Here is an 18,558-nt window from a genome sequence, read left to right on the forward strand (position 1 = left end):
CCATAGTGAGAGAGATCAGAGCCTTTGCCAAAACGGCATCGATGAATGAGTTAGAGAAAGCAATTAATATTCTGAATACTGCGCTCGAAAGTCAGCAACAGCAGGAAAAAGCGAAACAGGAAGTTCTCGAACTGATGAAGGAAAAAGGGCTCAGTGTGGATGATATTGTTGACTCGAAACAGGACAAGCGAACTAAGGTTGAACCTAAGTATCGTCGCGAGTTTGAAGGAAAAGTAGTTGAATGGTCAGGCCGTGGTAAGCGTCCGAAAGCATTTCAAGATGTTGACCTAACTAAATACCTCGCAAAATAATAACCTCCAAGGCCCGGTTTCGGGCCTTTTACTTACTTGGGTGTTAGTTGTGTTTACACTCCGAGATTACCAACAAAAAGCCGTTGATAGCACCTTAGCCCACTTTCGCCGCTCAGATAGTGCAGCCGTGATCGTACTTCCCACTGGAAGTGGCAAAAGTGTAGTTATTGCTGAGCTTGCGCGCCTTGCGCGATTCCCTATTTTGGTGCTGACTCATGTTAAAGAATTAGTACAGCAAAATGCCGAAAAATATAAAGCATTAGGATTAACACCAGGGATCTTTTCTGCAGGTCTTAATGAGAAAGAGTTAAACCAGCAAGTCACCTTTGCCAGTATTCAATCTCTCGCTAAAAGTAGAGATAAGCTAAAAAGGCAATACTCACTTATTATAGTCGATGAGTGTCACCGTATTAGTGACGATGAAAACAGTCAGTATTCACAGCTTATTCAGCATTTAAAAAAAGCAAATAGCAGATTGAAAGTGTTAGGCCTAACCGCGACCCCATATCGCTTAACATCAGGATGGATATATCACCGCCACTATCATGGCTTTGTACGTGGCTCGGCAGACGCGCCATTTAGCGAGTGTATATATGAATTACCGCTGCGTTATTTAATCAATAAAGGCTATTTAACCCCGCCGAATTGCGTTGATGCTGCAGTGCAAAATTATGACTTTAATTCACTGGCATCCGGCCCCTCAGGTATACCCAGTGAAGGCGATATGAATACACTATTGCAATCGAGTACCCGGGCAACAAAAAGTATTGTCAATGATATTCAAGCGCAAGCAGATGCTAGACAGGGAGTAATGATATTTGCTGCCACAGTCAAACATGCTTATGAAATAGCTGACTATTTGAGTAGTGAGTCAGTAGCGGTTATAACTGGTCAGACACCGGCGGCTGAGCGTGATGAAATTATCCTTAGGTTTAAACGCAAAGAGCTAAAATACCTTGTTAATGTATCGGTATTAACCACGGGCTTCGATGCTCCACATGTGGATTTCATCGCCATTTTAAGGCCCACCGAGTCGGTTGGCTTATATCAGCAAATTGTGGGTCGAGGGTTGCGTTTGTGCGAAGGGAAAAAAGACTGCCTCGTGATCGATTATGCTGCCAATGGCTTTGACTTATTTTATCCAGAAGTGGGAGCGAAGCGCCCCGACCCGTTGAGTGAGCCGGTGCAAGTATTATGTCCGGGATGTGGCTTTGCCAATATTTTTTGGGGAAAAACGGATGCCAGTGGTCAAGTTATTGAGCATCATGGTCGGCGCTGTCAGGGGCTGCTTGATGATGGTGAGCAAGCGCAGCAGTGTGATTATCGCTTTAAATTTAAAGAATGCCCACAGTGCGGCAGCGAAAATGACATTGCTGCGCGCGAATGCAGTGCCTGCCAACATCAGCTGGTTGACCCAGATGATAAACTGCGAAAAGCACTTAATTTAAAAGAAGCCATGGTACTGCGCTGTAGTGGCTTAAGTTGTCAAATTACTCAGCCAAGCAAACTCAAAGTTACTTACTTTGATGAAGATGGGGCCAGTGTCGATGAGAGCTATGACTTTAATAATGCCAAGGTAGTGGCTCGATTTAATCGCTTTTACGCTAAGCGGCACACCGTTAGCGGAGTCACAACCTGGCACCATGCTCAGCAGGTGGTTGACCATCAGCACTGCCTGCAAGCACCTGATTTTGTGGTGGCGCGAAAGTCGAAACGATATGGGTGGCAGGTGAGTGACAAACTCTTTGACTATGAGGGCGCTTTTCGCAAGGCAAACGCCCTGTATTAGGGCGTGTGAAATGCTCCTGTACGGAATGCTTTAAGCCATTAGCCCCCAGCCGTCACCATAACCATTGTGCTTATCAGCTAGACTTTCCAAATAGGCTTCGGTATCCATGATCACATCATGTTGCGGCACCATTTTGATACTTACTTTGACTTCAAATACGCCAGTGTCCGGGCAAGTTCCCAATTGTGAATCGGCGCTTAGTTCGGAACTTTTCAGTGCTTCTTGGTAACTAATAGCGTGTTCTTGCTTTTCAAATAGAATAAAGAAGTCCAATGTATGAAAGCCTGTCAAGTCCACACCTTCATCGTGTATTTGCTGTAACATGTGTCCGGTGTCGTCGTCGGGAAATTGCATACCTTGTCTCGTTTTTTTAAGAATCGATAAATTGTCTATTATCTTGTAAGAAATAAAAAGCCTTGAAGGCAAATTTTATTTATTCAGTGGGTGCGCGAAGTCAGTGGCATTTGTTAAACTGATGGACCCACTTTGGGACGTATGAGTGATCTGACCATTCATTGTTGCAGTATTCTTAGATCATGGAGTTCTAGTCGTTTGATTTTCTGCCGCTTTTTTATTCTTCTATCTATTTTAATATGGCCTGCTGTCACTGCACATGCTGCTGTGCAACAAGCAACAACCATTACTGGCTACAGCATTAACGGGTTATCAGGAGAGTTAGAAGAAAATGTTGCGCTTTATTTAGTGCAATTAAAAGGCGAGGTCCCCTCCAGGCAATTACAGCGCTATGCAAGCGCACAAGTTAAAGCGAGTATGCGCGCACTGGGGTATTACCATAGCGAAGTAGAACTCAGCTTAGAGCGCAGCGAAGGCAAAGCGCAAGTAATTGCGAACATCATACCCGGCAAAGCGACGCGCATCGCTAGATTGGATTATCAATTTAGTGGTCCCGGAGAAGACGATCAGCAGCTTAAGGCGGTGCTTGATAGCTTACCTCTGCAGCAAGGGCAGGTTGTGCACCATGGCCAATATGATAGTGCTAAATCAGCCATAGATAGGCAATTGTTAGAGCTTGGCTACTTTGACGCCAAGTGGCAACAATCTAAGTTGGCAATTAATCGCTCTCAACACAGTGCAGAGGTGGTGCTGCATGTGCAAACGGGCCCACGTTATGATTATGGGCCGATTAACATCAGCTCTGATACACCAGCAAGCAACTATATTTATTCTCTGGCGCATTTTAAAACTGGCCAGCCCTACCGTGCTACTAAGGTGTCAGAATTCAATCTTGCGTTATCGCAAACGCCTTACTTTAGCAGCGTCCGCGTTTATGCTGATATTCCTGCTCGGACTAATGGCGAGGTGCCGATTCGTGTGGAAGTCTTGCATAAACCACAAGACAGCTTTGAAGTCGGGGGCGGCTATTCAACGGACTTAGGCCCCAAAGCCAGATTCAAATGGTCTCGTCCTTGGATCACCGAAGACGGTCACTATCTTGAGAGTAACCTGAATATTTCCAAACGTCAGCAAGACATCAGTTTTGCCTACACCGTGCCGGTGGACGACCCCAATGACGATATCTGGCGCTTTAGTCTGGGCTACAAGCTTGAGGATAATGTCGATACGGATATCTTCTCGAAAACACTGACTGGCTTAGTGCAAAGACAGTGGAAAGTGGGAAAAGATTGGATACGCACCGCATTTTTGCGCCGAGAGTATGAAGAGTTTCGCATTGGTGAGCAGCATCAGCGCACTAAGATGTTGCTACCCGGAGTGAGCTTTGCCCGCAAGCAAAGTAAAGGAGGCACCACGCCGTTTTGGGGTGAGCAATGGTTAATCAGCACCGAAGTGGGCACTGAGCACTTGGCTTCGACCACCGATATAGTCAGAGTACAGCTACAGTATGCGTGGTTAAACACTTATTGGCAGCGCCATATGTTTTTTACCCGGGTCAATCTGGGTGCTATTTACGTGGATGATATTAATGACGTGCCGGTTTCTATGCGCTTCTTTGCCGGCGGCGATCAGAGTATTCGCGGCTATAAATATGAGTCTATCTCGCCTGAGCGTAATGGCTATAATATTGGTGGTAAATACCTAGCCACCGGCACCTTGGAGTATAATTATCAGTTTGCTGAGAATTGGCGGGCGGCGCTATTCGTTGATGCTGGAACCGCCACCAATGACTTCTCTGAATCATGGTCGGTTGGCACCGGCTTCGGGGTGCGTTATTTAACCCCAGTGGGCCCCATCCGTATTGATCACGCGTGGGCATTATCCACACCTAATAACACCACTCGTTTGAGCATTACTGTGGGGCCGGAATTATGAGCAAAGGGTATAAGCGTATTCTCCGTTGGTGTGGCGGCCTTGTGGGCACTATTTTAGTGACCTTATTTTGTTTGTTATTTACTGAGGTAGGTAACAAGGGTATTGCCTATGTAGCCAATCATAGCGTTGACGGGTTGCGCATTTCGCTCAAAGAGGGGCGGTTTTTATATGATGACCCATTTGATATCTCTTTTACCAGCGAGCAGATAAGCATCGATGCTGAGGCTGTGCGTATTGACTGGCAGTTATTGGGTTGTGCTGGGCTGTGCTTTCGCCAAGTTGGGGCTGAGTCGCTGACGGTGCAAGTAGCCGATCAGCAAAACGACAAGGCGGCAGCGACTGATGCAATGCCGCCGGCCAGCGAGCCAATATCACTGCCGACTATCACCATCAAAAGTCTATTTTTAGGACAAGCCAACTTCCGTGCTGCGGGCCTTAGCGTGTCAGCACGGGATTTTAAATCAGCGCTTGAGGCGCATCAACGAGACGTTAAGGTGCAGCCGTTGCGTCTGCGCTCGCTTGAACTTACTTTACCTGAGAGTGAGCAGCAGCCTTCCTCAGCACCACTTGAGGCGCTGCCACCGTTACCGCCTATCGCTTTTGATTTAGGCATCAATGCGCAGCTTAAAAGTGCACAGGTTGCTGACATTATTATCACTCAAGGGCAGCAAAGCCATCGTATCAGCGATTTAAAAGTGGCTGTGGCACTGCAACAACAGCAGTTGAGCGTTTCACAACTATCAGCCGCCTACCAATTGCCTGCTGATATCGCGACAAACGAAGGGGATACACTTGAGGCCCAAGCTCAGGGTCAATTCTCTTTTGCTGATGGCAACCCTTTAACACTGTCGCTGCAACTAGCTGCCATGGGCGAGCGCAGCGAGCTTTCATTCACGGGCAGTTTAGATGAACTTAATGTCCAGGCGCGTAATCAAGGCAAATATACCTTCGAATTAGACGCACAGGCACAATTACGAAAGCAAAATTGGCCTTTTGAGTTGGCGTTTTCACACGCACCTTGGCAGCTTGAGGTGCAGGGCCAGCCGTTACAGGTAGAACGCACCAACATTAATGCATCGGGTACTTTAGATAACTACCGCTTAGATGTTGATGCATTGACACAGCTAGCAGCATACCCACAAGTGAGCACTTCTTTACAGGCTCAAGGAAGCCTTAGCGGCATCAACGCTGCGCCGTTGCAATTGCGAGCGAATGATAGCCACGTTGAGGTAACAACATCAATAGCCTGGCGCGATGGTATTAGCGCTGATTTTTCTGCGCAGCTAACTAATTTGCACAGTGAGTACTTATTAGACACCGTGCGCAGCGATCTATCGGGCCAGCTGCAAGGCCGAGTGAGTGTTGAATCACCCCGGCAGTGGTGGGTGGAGCTTAAACCGTCGTCATTATCAGGCACGATAAACGAGCAACCGCTCACATTTAATGCCGAACTGAATATTGATAGCGATCTCAGTGGCGATATTCATGCTTTTAGTGTGCGCCAAGGGGAGAATACATTGGTTATCAATGGCCGCATTGATGAGCAGTGGCAACTAGCCGGCGAATTAAACTTGTCATCATCATCGCCACTTTATCAAGGTTATTCAGGGCAGGGACACGCTCAGTTTAGTATCGAAGGGCAACGTTTATCTCCTAAGCTGCAATTGCAATTGCAACTAGCGACTCTGCAAGGTGAGGGATTGCGAGTGAGCGACGCAACATTAGATATTACAGGGCAATATCAACAAGCCGACTTAGAATATGACCTGGATGCAGAAGTAGCTAATGTTAGCCTTGATGGCCAAGTTATCAAGGGCATTCAAGTACAGTCTCAGGGCTCACAACATCACCAACAAAACTATATTCGTGCTGGATTAGCTCAAGGGCAAGCGCAGTTGGCGTTTCAGTCTGAACTGCAACAGCAGCAATTGAGCTTGGCAATTACCGAGTTGGAATTGCGCGGCGACGAGTATCAGGTCGCACTGGAGCAAAGTACCGAGTTGGACATTGATCTGGCCCAGCAGAGCGTGCGCACTAAGCCCTTTTGTTTAAAGGGCAATGCCATGCACTTATGCATAGAGCCCAGTGATATCAGCGCCAAGCAGGGATACGTCAATGCTAAGCTTGACTACTTTCACTTACAGTCTCTTACCACTTTGCTCGGACCCAACCTGGGTATAGAGGGGCAAGCGCAAGGACATGCGCAGTTGGTATGGCAAGATAACCAAGCAATGCAGATTGATGCTGAGTTCCATACCCAGCAATTACAAGGGTTGTATAGAAACCAAGGGCAGTTGCAGCGATTGCCTGTGGAAACCTTAATGATAAAGCTAAGCAGTGATGCAAAAAATGCCAATGCTAAGCTAAGCATAGACTCCTCAGTGGTTGGCAGTATTGACGCTGATTTAGCCGTAGAGGATATCACTCAAGCGCAACAACTCTCTGGAGAGGTGCACCTAACAGATACCGACATCAGTAAATTCGCTCACTTTGTGCCTGATGTGAGGAAGTTAGCGGGCAAGTTAAGTGCTAATCTAACTCTCAGCGGCACGTTAGCGCAGCCCTACCTTAATGGTGAGCTCAAGGCGCATGAATTGGCAATTGAAGGGGACGCACTGCCGGTAGCACTTGCTAACTCTCGTCTCGAAGCTGAACTCGATGGTGAGAGTATGACCTTGGAGGGGGAATTGCTCACCCCTGATGGTGGCAAGCTTGCTATTGACGGCTCAGGTGTGTGGCTCAGTGATAATCCGGCACTTACCATTTCGCTCTCGGGCGAGCGCTTTATGGTGGTACCGCAGCAAGGGGTCAATGTCGCGATTTCTCCGGATTTAACCATAGATATTAGCGCCCAAAGTGTGCAAGTTGATGGTCGTGTTGATGTTCCTTACGGACGTATCAAAATCAAAGAGTTGCCTAAAGGAGCGGTACAGGTCAGTGATGATGAAATCATTGTGGATGCACCACAAAAGCAGCAAAGTGCGCCATTCGCTTATCAAGTGCAGTTAGATGTGGGCGTACATGACGATGTGTATATAGACTCGTTTGGCCTAAAGTCCTACATCATGGGCGACTTGAAACTAACCGCGAGTAATGAAAGTCCGCCATTGGCAAGTGGCGAGTTAAAACTGGTGGATGGTAAATACCGTGCATTTGGCCAAGATTTAGTGATCCGTACAGGGCAAATTGGGTTCAGTGGTGCGCTTGATAAACCTTACTTAAATGTGCGCGCGATCCGTAATCCAGACACCACCGCCAACGGTGTGATAGCGGGTATCGAGTTAATCGGAAATGTTGAACAGCCGAAATTAAACGTGTTCTCGGAGCCGGCCATGGATCGTTCACAAGCGCTTTCTTACGTGCTTAACGGTCAGCCTCTTGGGGATGGTGATACGAACACCGATGCCATGCTAACGCAGATTCTTCTAGCCCAAGGTCTCAATCGCAGTGAGGGATTTGTATCGCGAGTAGGGGAAACATTTGGCCTCAGCGATATAACCTTAAATTCAAAAGGCAGTGGTGATGATACTAAGGTTGAAATTGCTGGCTATATCGCGCCGGGGATCCAAGTAAAATACAGTGTTGGTGTATTCGAGTCTATCAGTGAAGTGGCTGTGCGCTACCAAATACTGCAAAAACTATATATAGAGGTAACCAGCGGGCTTTATGATACCTTAGATATATTGTATCGGTTTGATGTGGACTAACGCGTGTTTAAATGCTGGCTATGGGCATTGTCTTTATTACTGGTGATATGCGAGTGTGGTGCGCAGCAGTCGGTGACGATGCGTGTCGCACAGGCCGATCATCCTTATATGCAGGCGTTATTTACTAAACTAGCTGAGCGCATTGAGTGTTTGCACCAAAAGCAGGTCACATACCAGTATGTTGACCATCTGCCATCACAGCAACGAGCGATTCAACTGTTGGGGGATGAGCACGGTATTGATTTATTCTGGGGTGTGACTTCGCAGCAGCGAGAGCAACAAGGGTGGGCGATTTTAATCCCGATAGCCAAAGGCTTACTGGGTTATCGCATTGCGCTAGTGCGCTCTGATAATCCCGATATCCTGGCGCAAAAAAAGTATATAAGCGATTTTTCATCATTACGAGTGGGTCTAAGTGAAGATTGGCCGGATGCCAACGTGTTCAGCCGTAACGGTTTCACGGTGGATGCATTTTCTAAATCATCGTCTCATTACGATATGCTGAGAAAAGGCCGCTTCGACTTTCTGCCTGAGGAGCTCACAGCATTTGACCCCCAATCACTGCCTGAGGGGCTTGTATACGACAAACACAATGTCTTTTATTACCCGTCGGTGGTGTACTTGTTTGTTGCAAAAGGAGATAAACAGCGCCACCAATTGCTGAGCTCGGCGCTGCGAAGCTTATTTTCAGATGGCACCATAGAGCGCTTACTGCACACCCATTTAGTCCCTAATATTGATGCGGCGGGACTGGCAACACGCAATTATATTCGCTTGACCAATCCGTTATTACCCGCCTCAGCACCGTTACATATTTCCCATTATTGGTATAATAATAAACAAGGAACTCGCCAATGATCACACGCCTACTAATAGTTGTGAGCCTAGTTTTAAGCGCGACTACCAGTGCAGACGACAATCCCTCTCCTACAATCATTATTGATAACGCCGATGCCAGCGAATGGCGAGCCGTTACTGATGAAAACTTAATGATGATTACCTTAGCGACAGGGATAGTGTATCTGGAGGTAAATCCAGAGCTGGCGCCGGCGCATGTTGAGCGCTTGCGCTCACTAGCTGGCCAAGGCTTCTATCGTGGGCTAAGTATGTATCGTTTTGTCGAAGGCTTTGTTGCCCAAGGCGGCGCTGGAGACAAAGACACGGATGTGCCGGCGCTGAAAAACGAGTTTGTCAGTCACAGCGAAACAACGCGGCCGTTAGATATCGTCATCAATGAAGATGATGGTTACAGCGCGCGCAGTGGCTTTATTAATGGCTTTGCCGTCGGCCAAAATAAGCAGGGCACACAAACGTGGCAAATTCATTGTCCTGGCGCATTAGGTATGGCGCGGGGCAATGGAGTCGACAGCGCAACCAGTGAATTTTTTGTAGTGCTTGGTCAGGCACCGCGTTACTTGGATAAGAACATTAGCGTATTTGGTCGCGTACTTGCGGGCATGGCCCATATACAGCAGCTGCAGCGCTCGCCAAAGCCGGGACAGCCTTTTAACCCGATTGTTGATATCCAATTTGCCGATCAACTGCCTGCTAAGCAGCGCCCGGTAATTAAAGTAATGCGCACCGACTCACACAGCTTTGCAGCGCTCGTTGCAGCGCGTAAAAATCGCCCCGAGGCGTGGTTTGTGACCACGCCTGATTATATTGATACCTGCGCCATGAATGTACCGACGATTATTGGCGGTTAATGCGCACGTCAAATAAGGTTTTATCGCTGTGCGTGGCGCGGTAAGGGTTAATATCCAGGCCGCCACGGCGAGTGTAGCGGGCATAGACCTCTAGGGACTGCATGGGCGCACAGGCCATAATATCGGTAAAAATGCGCTCCACACACTGCTCGTGAAACTCGTTGTGGCTGCGAAATGAAATCAGGTAACGCAGCAGCGACTCATGACAAAGAGCGGGGCCTTGGTAGCGTATAACCACGCTCGCCCAATCGGGTTGTGAGGTGATCAAGCAATTAGACTTCAATAAGTGACTATGCAGGGTTTGTTCAACTTGCTGCGCATCCTCGGCTAGGCGCAGTAAGCTTGGTGTCAGCTCATAGGTATCGACGGTGATATCGAGCTCATCGATGCACTGACCTGGTAATGCGGTGGCTGCGAAGTGCTGATAATCCTCAGGGCCATACAGTGTTACTTGCACGTCACTTTGGGTCGCCGCACTTAAGTCTTTGGCCATGGTTTGCTGCACTGCTTGCATGCTTTCAAAACGGCTTTGATTGAAGCTATTTAAGTACAACTTAAACGATTTAGACTCAATAATATCCGGGCTTTGACAAGGGAAGGTAAAGGTGGCCACCGCGACCTGTGGTTTGCCTTTAGGGTTAAGCCACGATAACTCGTAACCGGTCCAAATATCCTCCCCTTTAAAGGGCAGGGCACGCTCATCTATTTGCAAATCATCACGATTAAGCTTGCGTGCTATGGGATAAAGTAGGGATGGATCGTAGCTGTCTTTATACTCAGTTGCCTTGCCGAGTAGGCTGGCTTTTAACTCTGGGGCGTTGCTGTAATCTGTCATGCTGTGCTATTTGGCGTTACAATATGGCGTAATTATACCTAAATTATTTGAGGCATGCATGAGCGTAAGCACAGAACTTCGGCGCTGTTTACAGGCACACATTAGCAACGAGCAACAACAGTATGGCCGTAACCCGCTGGCGTTTTTCGACCCGGACTCGCCAAGCCCTGCAGCCATTGCCGGCACTGAACAACAGCAGCAAGTTCAATGGCAAATTCATGAGCGTACCCCCAGTGCTGACTTAAATGAATTGGCAGCAGCCCTGGAAGTGCCTTTCCCACAACAACTGAGCGAATTATTTGGCAGCTACTACAGTGGTAATCTGCCGGCGAGCATCGACGGTCATGGCGTGGAGCTCCTTTTACCTTGGAACGAGGACGACTTTGTACGCTTACAGCAAAATATAACCGGTCATGTATTAATGAAACGCCGGTTAAAGCAGCAAGACACCGTGTTTATTGGGCTGACTGAGCAGGATGATTTGTTGCTGAGCGTGCGATTGAACGATGGTGCAGTCTGCTTAGAATATGTCGGTAAAGAACCGCACCATGTTTTGGCGGATGATATCAGCTCGTTGTTACAGCAATTAGACGTGCTGTAAACACTATTGGTGATCCCAGGAAATATTAGATACCAACTGACATTGTTCACAGCGAAAGTCGAACAATCCAAACCATGGCTCTGCTAGATGCCAATGACCATCGCAGCTTGGGCAGCGACGTTGTTGCTCGGCTGTCAGGCTCTCGCCACCGACACGGTACAAGTAATAGTAGACTGGCTTTTTGGTTAGATAACGGATCCGCTTTGCCAAGTCCAAGCCGCGACGAGTCAGGTCGCTATCAAAGGCGCTGATCTCATGCAGCGCCGCAAATTCGCAGCGTGTTGCACCATTAATTTGGATTTGATCGCATGCCTGCCAGTCTTCTTGCCATTTTATCAGTGTCTTGTAATCGCCGTTGGCGATAGCAGGAATGTGATACAGCGGCACCGGTAAAAAATCATCACCACAATACAACGGGCTGCACGTATGCAAATAGGTGGTGTAAAGAATGTAACTGCTCGGTGCAGCGCAGTTATCTGCACTATTGGCGTGAATATCTTGCCCTATAACCTTGACCTTGGGCGCTAACAACCCGGCATCGTTTAGTTTATCGAGCGCAAACTTCACAAACGGACTGTGGTTGAGCGGGTGCAATGAGTCCTCTTCTGGGCACATTACCCGAGTCACGAAGAAGCCTTCTTTCAATACGGTTGGAAATTCATCGCCGATGATTTGGCCATTGGCTCGAAGCGCCACCACCGTCTGATTTATCGCCTGTTCGGCAGCGCTGAGTTGGGTATCTTGGTAACAGTCAAAAGTGAGGTCTACAACAAACATTCGCTATTTTGAGTTCTCGAGCAAAGCGAGTAGTTTATCAAGTTTTTCCTCAATGCGATCAAGTTGTGTCGACTTTTGTTCATTATTCGGCAATTGTGGCTCTATGACCATATTTTTGAATGCCTCGGGGTTATTTTTATATTGGCTTACAGCGGCAATAATCATTGGCATCGGCACGGGCTCTTTGAGCATCGCTTTGGTCATTGCTACGGTAGGTGTTTTGTTTTGTGCTAATAAGGCTTTGATGGCGTCAAAAACCACAGGGTTCATACAAATGGATTCCTTCTTTTTAATCGCTGAACAGTATAAAGCAAAGGGCCGCAAGAGCCCTAATTTTGAATGTTCAATATTAACGAAGAAAGTATGAACCACACCTGTCTTGGGCGAGCTTTATCGCTGTATTAATGCCTTAGCTGGGCGTCTAACTCGTCAATTAATTCGCACCAATCCGCATCTTGTTCCAAAGATTCTGTAATAAAGTGGCGCTGCGCCTGTGACCAAAACGGCGCATCAGCGAGTTTGAGCTCAGGGCTTAATTTGTGGTCAGTCACAAATTGTTCAATTTGCTCATCGCTGCTGGGCAGGCCGAGCTGTTGAAAAAGGGTCGTCATCGTATGTTTTGAGGTATCCATATAATGTTTCCATTGTGCTCATAAAAGGCTATGGTTAACTATAGAACAACAACGATAACAAGGAAATACCATGCTCGGCGACTATAAAGTTAGGTATCTTACTCCGGAAGATTTGAATGTGGCTGCGAGCCTGATTTATCAGGCTTATCATGACGACCCGCTAATGCGAGAAATATTCAGCGCCGAGAGCAGTAAAACCCAAGAGTATGAAAAAAAGTTACGCGCGCTCATCCGTGAAGAGCTACACAGTTTTTGGCAGGCCAAGCAACCATTAGTTGGCTTGTATGTTGATGATGCTCTGCGTGCCATTGCTTGTGTATTTCAATCTGACGCCAGCATGCAGGCGGATCGCTATTGGCACTGGCGACTGAAACTGATGCTCAGTGCTGGTTATTTGACGACTCAGCAGCTCATTGAAAAGGAAAAGACCATTCGCAACGCCTTAAAAACGATGGGGCGCTACTTATTTTTAGCCTTTATTGCGGTGGATCCCCACTATCAACGCCAAGGTTATGGTCACTACCTCCTTAAAGGCCTTGATAATCTTGTTGAGGAAGATAACGAAACGCAAGGACTTGCTGTGTTTGTTACGCAGTCTCAGCATCAAACTTTCTTTGCTAACCACGGTTTTGAGACCATGCAAACATTGCAATTTAGCAAAGTCAGTGGAGAGTTGTTATTCAAAAAAAGCCCACATTGCGTTTAATGGAAATTTCAATGTGAGAGATTTCTCACATTGGTGTGGGTTTAACGATGAATATGTACCTACCTTTAGCTCTATAACAAGTTTAACCTATTGATTTATATAGGCTGCTTCATTGTTTCTACATTATTGCAATAAAACTTTTTGCAAAGCACTTGCTGCATCTTTTTGGCTTTTCTCTAAACTTATCATTGTCAGGACGACAACAGTGCAGGATGCACTTGGCTAAGGAACGGATGTAGGCCAACCACGCAAAGTAATGCAGGAATAGTAATGGAATAGACGGTAACGGACGCCGTTAAAGGACAGGAGCACAGGACGTGCAGGGAAGGCGGGATGCCTAGGAATGGCCAAGGAGGCAAGAGGAACACTTCAGGATGAAGCAAGGAACAAAGCACAGGGTGTGCATCGGTTAGATAGGGTAATCGAGCAAGGAAAGCAAAAGGGACGACCTTAAGGTCAGCGGTGATGGATACCGCGCAAGGATGATGCAGATTAGGGCGTGACTTACAGTCACGCCTTAGTTTTTTTTAGATTCTGTGCGGTGGGATATCGGCCTTACGTAAACGTTCATTCTCCATCCACAACTCTCCCTCGTACAAGGTTTCGCCGTCACTGGAAAACTCAAACATAAAGCGGCTGCGGATCCCAAGCTTACCATTACTTAAAATCGCTAAACGCCACTGTTTGCAAGCAACACTAACAAATTGCACGCCTAATTGTTCAGCTTGACGCTGAGCATGTAACCGCGCAGTTTCTGCCACTTTACGGCGATACCAAAACAACGCTATCACGCCACCACACAGCAGCAGAATCCATAAGGTTTTCACGACGAAAATAACCCACCAATTGCACGAGAAAGCGCATCAGAACGCTGCTCAGACCGTAATATAGCTAATACATGAGGGCGCAACATTGGGATTGCAACTAAGTCGGCAAAAATACTGGCGAACAATGGCTGCTCAGTGTCTATTCTACAGCAGTGCTCTAAGAACTGTGCTAAGGTTTGCGGTGCTTCTAAATAAGCCCAAAGTCGCCCAGCGATGACCTGGCATATGTCAGCATCCTGGCCGTAATCACTGTTCATTACCTGCCCCAGCGCTTGTTCAACCAGCCCCACTGCGCGTGCACTGCTGATGGCGCGAAGCGCATCAATAAGTAGCGCTTTATCCTGATGTTGAATCGCTTGATTGATACTTGTGAGTAGGGTTTGCGCTGCTTCAGTACCTAGCTCACTATTTTCTAGCTGGGCAGCGAGAGGTTGGCGTACTTGTGCAGGTAACTGCGACCATGCTTGGCACAGCAGGGCTTCATTATCTTGATGGTCAATGCGCGCAGCAAAATCGGCAAGGCCTTGCACAGCGACGCTTTGCCAGTCTTGCCAGCCCAACTTACCACTAAAATATAGCTGTGCATGCTCATAGTACTGAGATGCGCTTTGCCGTAACTCTACTTTGATACGGGCATTGAAAGCGGCACGCTTATTGGCATTGGGAGTAAATACATAAGGGTTATTATCGAGTTTGCTTTGCTCACCCTCAGCCCCGGTTAACGATGTGCCAATGGCTTCTAGCACCATATTGGCAAAATGGTCACGACTCGCTGCTACCAGCTTACTTTGCTCATCCAACGGCATTTTCAAAAACCACACATAAGGCTCACTCGATGCTTTTGGGTCCCAAAACTGAATCGCCAGTAGCGCATGCTGTGCCAGTGGATATGGATAAGGAATAGTTGTCGACTCAATATCAGCAAAGGTTGCTTTATCTATTTTTTGCACCCGACGACCAATGTCAAATACACGCCATGTGGTGCCGGCGGCATCTAATAATTGTGCCAGTGTGGCGATGTTGTCGCTCATACGCGGCTCCTGGAAAATAAAATTCCGCAAATTATAGGCATATTGCGTCATCAACCCAAGAGAAATGCTAATATAGCGTTTTTGAAGTTACCGCAATAACCGTGTTATGTCGTATTCCATCACTCAATTGCTCACGCAGTTGCAAGGTGAATTAGCTAATGCAGGCTTATGGCAAGATAAGCCCGTTGCTGAGCATTTATTGCAATCCAGCCAACCTTTTTGTGTTGATACCTTGAGGTTCGAACAATGGTTGCAGTTCGTCTTTATTCCCAAAATGCGTGCCCTAATACACGCAAGACATCCTCTGCCTTCGGCTATAGCCTTAACACCCATGGCTGAGGTCTATTGGTCAGGGCGGTATGCGCAATTGCACACAGTGCTTAAGCGCATAGATATTACTCTCGGAGGGGGAGAGTGAACGACTTAACAGATTCGGTAAATGTTGCACCAGTAAAGCCGCTCGATATTCTATATCGTGATGAGCACTACATCGCTATTAATAAACCGTCGGGACTACTGGTTCATCGCTCTTTTTTGGATAAGCATGAAACCCAATTTGCAATGCAAATGCTGCGCGATCAAATCGGTCAACATGTGTATCCACTGCATCGCTTAGACAGGCCCACATCCGGTGTATTATTGTTTGCGCTTAGCAGTGCCGCCGCCAATCGTGCAGGACAGCTGTTCAGTGAAGGAGGGATGCGCAAACGTTATCTTGCGTTAGTCAGAGGTTTTGCCCCTGAGCAGCAATGTATCGACAGGCCGCTAAAGGAAAAACTAGATAAAATTGCCGATAAATACGCGCAACAAGACAAGCCAGCACAATCAGCGCGCACTGATATACGTTGCTTGTTGCAAGTAAGCCTGCCTATCGCCTTAGGAAAGTTTCCCAGTGTTCGTTATTCGCTGGTGGAGTGTTGGCCTAAAACAGGGCGTAAGCATCAGATACGTCGCCATATGAAGGGCATTAACCACCCTTTGATTAACGATGTAAACCACGGTGATAATACGCAAAATCACTTTTTTGCCGAGCACTTCGAGGTTTCGCGGCTAATGCTGTTTGCAACCGATGTGTACTTTGGGCATCCTTACAGCGAAGAATTGATTCACATTAATGCACCACTAGGTGAACACGCACTCGCCGTTTTCGAGCGCCTCGGGTGGCCGGTGTGTGAGCAAGCTTATTATGCGAAGGAGTTTTAAATGGCCAAGATTAATATTTTTTACGGCAGTGTCTATGGCGGTGCGGAGCGTCTAGCCGACAGTGCCGAGGAGCAGCTACAAAAGCACGGCCATGAAGCCACAGTGATCGATAACCCGCAAGTGGAAGATGTTAGTAACAGCGAATATATATTAGTGATCACATCGACCACAGGGCAAGGGGATATTCCCGATAACCTCATGCCACTGTTCGCGGCTTTACAAAGCCAGTTTCCTTTATTAGGTGGCACCCCGTTTGCGGTCATTGCCATGGGGGATAGCAGTTATGGCGATACTTTTTGTGGTGCGGGTAAGCAAGTTGAAGAGCTGTTGATGGAGCTGCAAGGTAAGCCGCTGCTGCCACGCTTAGATATTGATGCCCTAGAGGACTTTGATCCCGAGCCGGTGGCGCAACCTTGGTTGGCTCAGTTTGCTGGTGCAATAACCAAGTAGCATGATGCCTTAAGACAAAAAAAGCGCTCTATATGAGCGCTTTTTTTAGCCGCGTTTTACAGCCACAATGAGTTTGAGCTTTTGCCCAGGGTAGAGGTATTTTTTACCGTTTAAGTTATTCCATTTGCGAATGTCGCCAACGCGCAGCCCGAATTGCTTAGCAATGCGTGATAATGAGTCACCACGACGAACCTTGTAGGTAATGGTGCGGTTGGTCGTTTGCGGTAATGCTTGGCCTGTGGATTGGCGAATTTTTAGTTTTTGCCCTAGCCGTAACATGGCGTTGTTACCCAGATTATTCCAGGCTTTTAGCTGTGCTACGGTGACGTTGTACTCACGGCTGAGATCCCACAGCGTATCGCCGGACTTTACGGTATGGCTGCGTGTTAGTGATGTCGTACCATTGACCGCTAAACGTACTTTTTCTGGTAAGTGCGAGGCCGCCTTGTCAGATAAAGGCACCATTAGCGTTTGCCCTGCGCGTATGGTGCTTGACTCCAATGCGTTTAAAGTGCGAATAGCGCCAACACTGGTATTAAACTTTTTAGCGATCACCGATAAGCTATCGCCCGCAGCCACTTCATACTGTTGCCAACGTAAGCGGTCTTGCAACTTCGCTGACGCTAATTGTTGTTTGAATGGCGTGATGCTATCAAGCGGCAATAGTAGGTGATGTGGCCCCTGTGGATCGGTGGCCCAGCGGTTGAATGCCGGGTTGAGGCGATATAATTCGGAAAGCGAAATACCTGCCATTTCTGCTGCTAAAGCTAAGTCAATCTGTGAGCCAACATCGACACGATCAATCACTTGGGCATTAACTATTTTGTTCCACTTAATGCCAAACTCATCATGGCGTTTAAGTAGGTCTGCCAGTGCCAATAGTTTTGGCACATAGGCGGTGGTTTCCCGTGGCAGATCAAGTGACCAGAAATCGGTAGGCAGGTGCTTACGACGGTTTTTCTTAATGGCTCGCATGACTCGCCCTTCACCGGAATTATAGGCAGCAATTGCGTTTAGCCAGTCGCCTTCAAGGGTTTTATGCAAATAAGAAAGATAATCCAACGCGGCGCGGGTTGATTCGGCAATATCGCGACGCCCGTCGTACCACCAGTTTTGTTTTAAGCCAAAGCGTTTGCCCGTTTGCGGCATAAATTGCCAGATGCCACTGGCACTGCGGTGAGAATAACCGTAAGGGTCGAAAGCACTCTCGACAATCGGCAGCAGCGCAATCTCCATCGGCATTTTACGCTTTTCGACTTCCTCAACAATGTAATATAAATAGGGCTCGGCACGTTTGGCAATGCGATCCATATAAGCTTGATGGCGCGCATAGTAATTACGCTCAGCAACCACAGGACGATTTTGCGGAACTTCTATTGAGAGCTGATAGCGGATCCGCTCCCAGACATCGTCAAATACAGGTGCTTCTTCTAGCTGTTCAACTACCTCATCGCCGCCTAGGGTGTCGATTGTTAGCGCATCGCTTATCTCTTGCGGGGACGCAGTATTGCTAGGGAGTTTAGTGATTGGAACATCCCTAGAGGTGGTTTGGCAACCACTTAAAAACGCAGATAACACCGCTGCGATGAGTATATGTTTATTCATGAACTGTTAATCTTTGGGCAAAACTGCGGCGCATACTAGCAAAAATTGATGAGATCCTACAAATTTTGCGCAATTGTACCGCAGTTAGA

General features: G+C 47.5%; 19 protein-coding genes. 11 read left to right on the top strand and 8 right to left on the bottom strand.

Translation table 11 applies throughout. The features are described 5' to 3' along the window. Positions 1–5 precede the first annotated feature (5 nt). Both PRUTH_RS03205 and radD read left to right on the top strand, forming a co-directional pair. The gene (locus PRUTH_RS03205) at positions 6–311 is read left to right on the top strand and encodes an H-NS family histone-like protein (RefSeq protein WP_022946197.1); all 306 of its coding nucleotides are present in this window, start codon (positions 6–8) and stop codon (positions 309–311) included. 49 nt (positions 312–360) lie between these two features. Then, positions 361–2,100 (top strand): DNA repair helicase RadD, encoded by a 1,740-nt coding sequence (gene radD / locus PRUTH_RS03210; RefSeq protein WP_151172507.1) that lies wholly within the window; start codon positions 361–363, stop codon positions 2,098–2,100. Positions 2,101–2,130: 30 nt separating this feature from the next. On the opposite strand, the gene PRUTH_RS03215 is transcribed toward radD, so the two are convergent. After that, positions 2,131–2,454, bottom strand: a complete 324-nt coding sequence (locus PRUTH_RS03215; RefSeq protein WP_045980333.1) for a ribonuclease E inhibitor RraB — start codon at positions 2,452–2,454, stop codon at positions 2,131–2,133. A 201-nt stretch (positions 2,455–2,655) separates the two neighbouring features. On the opposite strand from PRUTH_RS03215, the gene PRUTH_RS03220 reads away from it, so the two are divergent. The 4 genes from PRUTH_RS03220 to PRUTH_RS03235 are packed head-to-tail and all read left to right on the top strand — an operon-like array spanning position 2,656 to position 9,802. After that, positions 2,656–4,389: an autotransporter assembly complex protein TamA gene (locus PRUTH_RS03220; RefSeq protein ID WP_053911553.1), complete on the top strand. Its 1,734-nt coding sequence runs from the start codon at positions 2,656–2,658 to the stop codon at positions 4,387–4,389. Further along, positions 4,386–8,096 carry an autotransporter assembly complex protein TamB gene (gene tamB / locus PRUTH_RS03225; RefSeq protein WP_151172508.1) on the top strand — a complete coding sequence of 1,237 codons (3,711 nt, stop codon included), beginning with the start codon at positions 4,386–4,388 and terminating at the stop codon, positions 8,094–8,096. Before PRUTH_RS03220 ends, tamB begins: the two co-directional genes overlap by 4 nt. 3 nt (positions 8,097–8,099) lie before the next feature. Further along, a complete protein-coding gene (locus PRUTH_RS03230) occupies positions 8,100–8,954 on the top strand; it encodes a transporter substrate-binding domain-containing protein (protein ID WP_151172509.1) in 855 nt (284 codons plus the stop codon). After that, positions 8,951–9,802 (top strand): peptidylprolyl isomerase, encoded by an 852-nt coding sequence (locus PRUTH_RS03235; RefSeq protein WP_151172510.1) that lies wholly within the window; start codon positions 8,951–8,953, stop codon positions 9,800–9,802. The genes PRUTH_RS03230 and PRUTH_RS03235 overlap by 4 nt, the downstream gene beginning before the upstream one ends. Here the strand turns inward: PRUTH_RS03235 and queF are convergent. Beyond that, positions 9,789–10,637, bottom strand: a complete 849-nt coding sequence (gene queF / locus PRUTH_RS03240; RefSeq protein WP_151172511.1) for an NADPH-dependent 7-cyano-7-deazaguanine reductase QueF — start codon at positions 10,635–10,637, stop codon at positions 9,789–9,791. The two genes, PRUTH_RS03235 and queF, sit on opposite strands and share 14 nt — an antisense overlap. Positions 10,638–10,695: 58 nt before the next feature. Here queF and syd point away from each other — a divergent pair, with 58 nt between their 5' ends. Then, positions 10,696–11,238 carry a SecY-interacting protein gene (syd, locus tag PRUTH_RS03245; protein ID WP_045980349.1) on the top strand — a complete coding sequence of 181 codons (543 nt, stop codon included), beginning with the start codon at positions 10,696–10,698 and terminating at the stop codon, positions 11,236–11,238. 3 nt (positions 11,239–11,241) lie between these two features. Here the strand turns inward: syd and PRUTH_RS03250 are convergent, their stop codons facing one another. The 3 genes from PRUTH_RS03250 to PRUTH_RS03260 form a co-directional block, all read right to left on the bottom strand. Continuing rightward, positions 11,242–12,015, bottom strand: a complete 774-nt coding sequence (locus PRUTH_RS03250; protein WP_022946702.1) for a Zn-ribbon-containing protein — start codon at positions 12,013–12,015, stop codon at positions 11,242–11,244. Positions 12,016–12,018: 3 nt separating this feature from the next. Continuing rightward, positions 12,019–12,285: a restriction endonuclease subunit S domain-containing protein gene (locus PRUTH_RS03255; protein ID WP_022946703.1), complete on the bottom strand. Its 267-nt coding sequence runs from the start codon at positions 12,283–12,285 to the stop codon at positions 12,019–12,021. Between the two features lie 131 nt (positions 12,286–12,416). Next, positions 12,417–12,647, bottom strand: a complete 231-nt coding sequence (locus PRUTH_RS03260) for a DUF2789 domain-containing protein (RefSeq protein WP_022946704.1) — start codon at positions 12,645–12,647, stop codon at positions 12,417–12,419. Positions 12,648–12,717: 70 nt separating this feature from the next. On the opposite strand from PRUTH_RS03260, the gene PRUTH_RS03265 reads away from it, so the two are divergent. After that, complete coding sequence (locus PRUTH_RS03265; protein ID WP_022946705.1) at positions 12,718–13,353, top strand: GNAT family N-acetyltransferase; 636 nt, start codon at positions 12,718–12,720, stop codon at positions 13,351–13,353. Positions 13,354–13,880: 527 nt separating this feature from the next. Here PRUTH_RS03265 and PRUTH_RS03270 read toward each other — a convergent pair. Together PRUTH_RS03270 and PRUTH_RS03275 are read right to left on the bottom strand one after the other, a co-directional pair. Then, entirely contained in the window at positions 13,881–14,180 is a 300-nt protein-coding gene (locus PRUTH_RS03270; RefSeq protein WP_022946706.1) for a DUF3301 domain-containing protein, read from the bottom strand. After that, positions 14,177–15,211, bottom strand: coding sequence for a DUF3549 family protein (locus PRUTH_RS03275; protein ID WP_151172512.1), 1,035 nt, complete (start codon positions 15,209–15,211; stop codon positions 14,177–14,179). Before PRUTH_RS03275 ends, PRUTH_RS03270 begins: the two co-directional genes overlap by 4 nt. 106 nt (positions 15,212–15,317) lie before the next feature. Between PRUTH_RS03275 and PRUTH_RS03280 the strand changes: the two genes are divergently transcribed. The 3 genes from PRUTH_RS03280 to PRUTH_RS03290 are packed head-to-tail and all read left to right on the top strand — an operon-like array spanning position 15,318 to position 16,864. Further along, a complete protein-coding gene (locus PRUTH_RS03280) occupies positions 15,318–15,629 on the top strand; it encodes a YqcC family protein (protein ID WP_151172513.1) in 312 nt (103 codons plus the stop codon). Then, positions 15,626–16,414, top strand: a complete 789-nt coding sequence (truC, locus tag PRUTH_RS03285; protein WP_151172514.1) for a tRNA pseudouridine(65) synthase TruC — start codon at positions 15,626–15,628, stop codon at positions 16,412–16,414. The genes PRUTH_RS03280 and truC overlap by 4 nt, the downstream gene beginning before the upstream one ends. Next, entirely contained in the window at positions 16,415–16,864 is a 450-nt protein-coding gene (locus PRUTH_RS03290) for a flavodoxin (RefSeq protein ID WP_022946710.1), read from the top strand. 45 nt (positions 16,865–16,909) lie between these two features. Here PRUTH_RS03290 and PRUTH_RS03295 read toward each other — a convergent pair whose 3' ends face one another. After that, positions 16,910–18,469: a LysM peptidoglycan-binding domain-containing protein gene (locus PRUTH_RS03295; protein ID WP_022946711.1), complete on the bottom strand. Its 1,560-nt coding sequence runs from the start codon at positions 18,467–18,469 to the stop codon at positions 16,910–16,912. Between the last annotated feature and the right edge of the window lie 89 nt (positions 18,470–18,558).

Origin of the sequence: Pseudoalteromonas ruthenica (assembly GCF_008808095.1) — a bacterium.
Lineage (GTDB): Bacteria > Pseudomonadota > Gammaproteobacteria > Enterobacterales > Alteromonadaceae > Pseudoalteromonas > Pseudoalteromonas ruthenica.